The sequence below is a fragment of the Phenylobacterium sp. genome, assembly GCF_035944335.1.
In the GTDB taxonomy this organism is placed as follows: domain Bacteria; phylum Pseudomonadota; class Alphaproteobacteria; order Caulobacterales; family Caulobacteraceae; genus Phenylobacterium.
Map to the genome: position 1 here is coordinate 1 of NZ_DASZBG010000098.1, position 5,394 is coordinate 5,394.

The following is a 5,394-nucleotide window of genomic DNA, read 5'->3' on the forward strand; positions in this document are numbered from 1 at the left end:
CTCAGGCCTTGGTGCTGATCAGCTTGCCGGCGGAATATTCGGCGGCTTCGCGCAGCTTGACGATCTCTTCGTCGGGCAGCTGCACGACCACCTTGCCGTTGGTCGGGTCCACGAACTTGTAGACGAACAGCCCGCTCGCCGGGTCGTGGACGATGTTCAGCCGCAGGTCCGGGCCCGCCGACGGCGGGGTCGCAGGCGCTGGCGCGCTCACCGGGACGGCCGCCGACACGCGCACGCTCCCGCCGCCCGAAGGGGCGGGGAGGGTGATCGTGTTGCTGACGACTCCGTTTGGCATGACGCCCGTGGGTGTGGCCGAGTTTGATCCACAGATTATCGCGGAGCGCTTAATTCGATCTTAATGCATTTCACGTCGCCGCGGTTGTGGGCCGCTTCGCTACAACCGGAACTTCTCACGCCGTTAACCAAGACCTAAGCCTCGCCCAGCCTAATCGCGGGGACGGCGCGACGCGATTCGCGCGCCTGTGTGTAGGTGGCTTGCCCGTGAACCTCGACCCTGACGACTGGTCCGACCTCCGCGACCAGGGTCATGGCCTGATGGACGCCATCCTCGGCCACATCGAGACCCTGCGCGACCAGCCCCTGTGGCGCGCGCCCCCCGACGAGCTGCGGGCCAGCTTCCGCGAGCCCCTGCCGCACGCGCCCACCCCGATCGCCGCGGTCGGGCGCACCTTCGTCGAGACGGTGCTGCCCTATTCCAGCGGCAACGCCCATCCGGGATTCATGGGCTGGGTGCAGGGCGGCGGCACGACGGCCGGGATGCTGGGCGAGATGCTGGCCGCCGGCCTCAACGCCAACCTCGGCGGGCGCGACCACATGGCGCTCGAGGTCGAGCAGCAGGTGCTGGCCTGGACCCGCCAGATGTTCGGCTTCCCGCAGACCGCCAGCGGCCTCTTCGTCACCGGCGCCTCGCAGGCCAATTTCATGGCCGTGCTGATCGCCCGGCTGCGGGCGCTGGGTCCCTCGGTCCGAACGGCCGGCGTCGGAGCCGCGCCCCTGATCGCCTACGCCTCGCGCGCCGTGCACGGCTGCGTCAGCCGCGCCATGGACATGTCCGGGATCGGCGCGGGCCAGCTGCGGCTGGTCCCCACCGACGCGGCCGGCGCCATCCGCATCGACGTGCTGGCCCAGGCGATCGCCGCCGACCGCGCCGCCGGCCTGCGGCCCTTCCTGATCGTCGGCTCGGCCGGCACGGTCGACATCGGCGCCGTCGACGACCTCGACGGCCTCGCCGATCTGGCGGCGGCTGAGGACCTCCACTTCCACGTGGACGGCGCCTTGGGCGCGCTCGGCGTGCTGGCGCCCTCGCTTGCCCCGAAGTTCAAGGGCCTGGAGCGCGCCTGTTCCATCGCCTTCGACTGGCACAAGTGGGGCCAGACCCCCTACGACGCCGGCTTCCTGCTGGTCCGCGACGCCGAGCTGCACCGCAGCGCCTTCGCCGGCGAGGCCGCCTACCTCAGCCGCGCCGACCGCGGCCTGGCGGGCGGCGACTGGTGGCCCTGCGACTACGGCCCGGACCTGTCGCGCGGCTTCCGCGCGCTGAAGACCTGGTTCACGCTCAAGACCTATGGCGTCGACGCCCTGGGCCAGGTCATCGCCCAGACCTGCGACCTCGCCGCCGAGCTCGCCGCCCGCATCGAGGCCGAGCCCGAGCTGGAGCTGATGGCCCCCGTCGCCCTCAACGTGGTCTGTTTCCGCTACCGCGGCCCGACCCCTGGCGCAGCGGCCGAGGATCTCAACGCCCAGATCGTCGCCGACCTGCAGATCGCCGGCCAGGTCGCCCCCTCGCTCACCCGCCTCGACGGCCGGACCGCCATCCGCGCCGCCATCGTCAACCACCGCACCGAGCGTCGCGACATCGAGACCCTGGTCTCGTCGGTCCTGGCGCTCGGCCGCACCGCTTCGCAAAGGCGCGCCGCTTGACCCTCGCCCATGCCCCCGAACCCCGCCTCGCACCATCCGGCCCCGCGCACAGCCTGGGCGTCGCCACGCTGATGCGGCTTATCCAGGTCGAGGCCGAGCTCGCCGTCGTCTGGGACGGGCTGATGGCCCGCCTGGCCGCCGACGAGGCCGACGCCGGGGCCCTCTTGGACGTCTCCACCCTGCTGCAGATGAGCGGCCAGACCGAGAAGGCCCTGGAGCTGCAGGCCCGGGCCATCGCCCAGCAGCCCTGCTATCGCACCGTCCACGGAACCGGGACCGGCCTGCGCATCCTCGCCTTCATGACGCCGGGCGACCTGATGGCCAACACCCCGCTCGACTTCCTGCTGGAAGGCTCCGACGCCGAGCTCACCCTCTGCTACCTCGACGGACGGGCGCCGGACCCCGAACGCCTGCCGCCCCACGATGTCGCCTTCCTGGCGGTCGGCCAGTCGGACGAGGGCTCGGAACTGCTCCGCGGCCTTCAGGGCGCCTTCGACAACTGGCCCGTCCCGGTGCTCAACGCCGACGCGGCGCTGATCGCCGACTTCAGCCGCGAGGGCGTGGCCGGCCGCCTGGCCGATGCGCCCGGCGTGCTCTGCCCCGGCGCCGTGCGCCTGGATCGCGGCGCGCTGATCCAGCTGGCGATGCGCGCCGAGGCCGCAGAGCCGCTCGAGGCCGACACCGCCTTCCCGCTGATCGTCCGGCCCGTGGGCTCCCACGCCGGACGCGGGCTGCAGAAGCTCACCCTCCCCGGCGACCTCGTGACCTATCTCCCCGAACGTCCGGAGGCCGAGTTCTACGTCTCGCCCTTCGTCGACTACGCCGGCCCCGACGGCCTGTTCCGCAAGCTGCGCGTGGTGTTCGTGGCCGGCCGGCCGTTCCTCAGCCACCTGGCGGTCTCCGAGCACTGGATGGTGCACTACCTCAACGCCGGCATGGCTGAGAGCCCGGCCAAGCGCGCCGAGGAGGCCGAGCTCTTCGCCACCTTCGACGCGGGCTTCTGCACGCGCCACGCCGAGGCGCTTGCCGCCGTCTGCCGGCGCCTGCCGCTCGACTACTTCGGCATCGATTGCGCGGAGACGAAGGATGGCCGCCTGCTGGTCTTCGAGGCCGACGTGGCGCTGATCGTGCACAACATCGATCCGCCGGATCTCTATCCCTACAAGCCCCCGGCCATGACCCGGCTGTTCGCCGCGGTGCTCGAGGCCTTCACCGAGCGCGCCCACGCGACCTGACGCCCCGGCCTGTGCTATGCCTGGAGGCGAGGGGCCGGCGCAGTGTGGAGTGCTTTTCGATGCGAACCTTGGTCCTGGGCTGTTGTCTGGCCCTGTGGGCGCCCGGCGCCCTGGCGGCGGAACAGGCGGTAAGCGCCGATCTCCTGCGGCTGCATGACGACCTGCACCTCTCCGAGGCCCAGGAGGCGGGCTGGCGCAACTACACCCTCGCCATCGCCCCCGACCCGCAGGTCGAGGCGCGCCACCGGGCCGCCGCCGAGCTGCTGCCCGCCGTGCCCACGCCGCGCCGCATCGCCCTGATGCAGGCCACCATGGACACCGATGCGGTGGATTTCCGCCGCCACGCCGCGGCGGTCATCGCCTTCTACGGCCAGCTCACGCCCTCCCAGCAGCGGACCTTCGACCTGGAGACCGCGCCGCAAGGCGCCTCCGAACGGACCGCGGCCCCCTCGTCCTACCCCCGGCCCTGAGGCCCCCTCAGCAGGAGATCCAGTTGTAGACCTGCTTGACGCTGTCCCAGCGCCAGGAGCCGCAGGCGGCCGGCGGCGGCGGCCCCGCGTCGCGCGCGATCGGCGGCGGGGGCCCATAGGCGCCGTAGTCATAGGGCGGCGGGTAGTAGCCGTAGGGCGGCGGCGGAGCCACCGCATAGACGTACTGCGGATAGTATCCGTAGAACGGCGCGTCATAGTACCAGGGGAAGGCCGCGTTCAGGCCGAGCGCGAAGCCCAGGCCAAACCCGCCGAACACGAACGGCGCGCCGCGGAAACGATCGTGGCCGCCGTGGAAGTGGCTGAAGCCCGGGCCGCCATGCCACGCGCCGACCGGCGCGGCGCCGCGCCAGTCGCCGGAGCCGCCGCCGTGCGACGCCCCCTGCGACGCCTCGGGCGAACCGCCGCCATGCCAGCCGCCGCTGCCGCCGCCACCGCCATGGTGCGAGTCCGCCGCGGCCGGCCAGGCCGCCGCCAGAAGTGAAGCGCCCGCGAGCGCCGCCATTGCCGTCCGCATAGATCCTCCGTGCAGGCCAAGCGTCCCTCAAGGCCAACCCGTCTGTCTAAGATAAGCCCAGCTTGGCCGCCGCCTAGCCCAAATCGCCGTCTGCGGGGCCAAATCGCCCGGCTTTGCGTTCTGAAGGTTCGATGCAGACGCCAAGCCTCTTCCCGGCGCCCGCCGCGGTCGCCCATCACGCGCCGCCGCCCGCCCCGCCGCTCAGCGAGCAGATCCAGCACATCGTGGCCGGCGGCCCGCAGGCCTGGCTGCCGCTCTTGACCACGCTCGGCCACATGGCGGTGAACCTCGCCATCGGCGTCATCATCCTGTTGATCACCATCTGGGTGGCGGGCTGGGCCTCGAAGCTGGCGCGCGAGGCCGCGGGTCGCTTTCATCGCGGAGACCAGCCGGACACCGTCCTGCAGGGCTTCATCGCCTCCCTGGTCAAGTATGCCGTGGTGATCATCGGCGGGGTCGCGGTGCTGCAGCAGATCGGGGTGCAGACCACCTCGGTCCTGGCCGTGCTGGGCGCCGCCTCCCTGGCCATCGGCCTGGCCCTGCAGGGCGGCCTCAGCAACGTCGCGGCCGGCGTCATGATCCTGCTCTTGCGGCCCTACCGCATCGGCGACCGCGTGGAGATCGCCGGCGTCGTCGGCCGCGTGCGCGGCCTCGACCTGTTCATCACCCGCCTGCACGACCTGGACAATTCGGTGGTGTTCATCCCCAACGCCAAGGCGCTCGGCGAGAAGATCGTCAACTACTCCATGCCGGAGAGCCGCCGCATCGTCATGGAGTTCGGCATCGACTATGCCGACGATGTCGACCTGGCGCTGGCCCTGCTGATCGAGACCGCGCAGGCCGACGAGCGGATCGTCGCCAACCCCGCGCCCTGGGCCAAGCTCACCGAACTGGGCGACAGCACCGTCACCGTCACCCTGCGCGCCTGGACCAGCCCGGACGGCTATGTCGACACCCGCTTCGACCTGATCAAGGCGGTCAAGGCCCGCTTCGAGGCGGCCGGCCTGACCTTCGCCTATCCGCAGCAGGTGGCCGTCGAGACCCGCCCCTGGACCGCGCCCGACCGCACCCGCCAGCGCGCCGAGCTCAAGCGCCTGCGCGCCGCCGGCAAGGAGGCCGCCGCCTGCTCGGAACCGACGGGGGACCACTCGTCCGGCTCGGCCTCGGAAGCCAACTGAGGCCGGACGACCCGCAAGCTCAGCCGGCGAACGGA

General features: G+C 71.9%; 6 protein-coding genes. 4 read left to right on the forward strand and 2 right to left on the reverse strand.

The features are described from left to right. Window position 1: 1 nt before the first annotated feature. Entirely contained in the window at window positions 2–229 is a 228-nt protein-coding gene (locus VGT80_RS16145; RefSeq protein ID WP_327457596.1) for a hypothetical protein, read from the reverse strand. A gap of 272 nt (window positions 230–501) precedes the next feature. Here VGT80_RS16145 and VGT80_RS16150 point away from each other — a divergent pair, with 272 nt between their 5' ends. From VGT80_RS16150 to VGT80_RS16160, 3 genes are read left to right on the forward strand one after another with little or no spacing between them, the layout of a single operon-like run. Continuing rightward, window positions 502–1,941, forward strand: coding sequence for a pyridoxal phosphate-dependent decarboxylase family protein (locus tag VGT80_RS16150; RefSeq protein ID WP_327457598.1), 1,440 nt, complete (start codon window positions 502–504; stop codon window positions 1,939–1,941). Further along, window positions 1,938–3,176, forward strand: coding sequence for a hypothetical protein (locus VGT80_RS16155; protein ID WP_327457600.1), 1,239 nt, complete (start codon window positions 1,938–1,940; stop codon window positions 3,174–3,176). Before VGT80_RS16150 ends, VGT80_RS16155 begins: the two co-directional genes overlap by 4 nt. 59 nt (window positions 3,177–3,235) lie before the next feature. Next, complete coding sequence (locus VGT80_RS16160) at window positions 3,236–3,646, forward strand: Spy/CpxP family protein refolding chaperone (RefSeq protein WP_327457602.1); 411 nt, start codon at window positions 3,236–3,238, stop codon at window positions 3,644–3,646. A 7-nt stretch (window positions 3,647–3,653) separates the two neighbouring features. Here VGT80_RS16160 and VGT80_RS16165 read toward each other — a convergent pair whose 3' ends face one another. Beyond that, window positions 3,654–4,181 (reverse strand): hypothetical protein, encoded by a 528-nt coding sequence (locus tag VGT80_RS16165; protein ID WP_327457604.1) that lies wholly within the window; start codon window positions 4,179–4,181, stop codon window positions 3,654–3,656. Between the two features lie 131 nt (window positions 4,182–4,312). Here VGT80_RS16165 and VGT80_RS16170 point away from each other — a divergent pair, with 131 nt between their 5' ends. Beyond that, window positions 4,313–5,359: a mechanosensitive ion channel family protein gene (locus VGT80_RS16170; protein ID WP_327457606.1), complete on the forward strand. Its 1,047-nt coding sequence runs from the start codon at window positions 4,313–4,315 to the stop codon at window positions 5,357–5,359. Window positions 5,360–5,394: the final 35 nt, after the last annotated feature.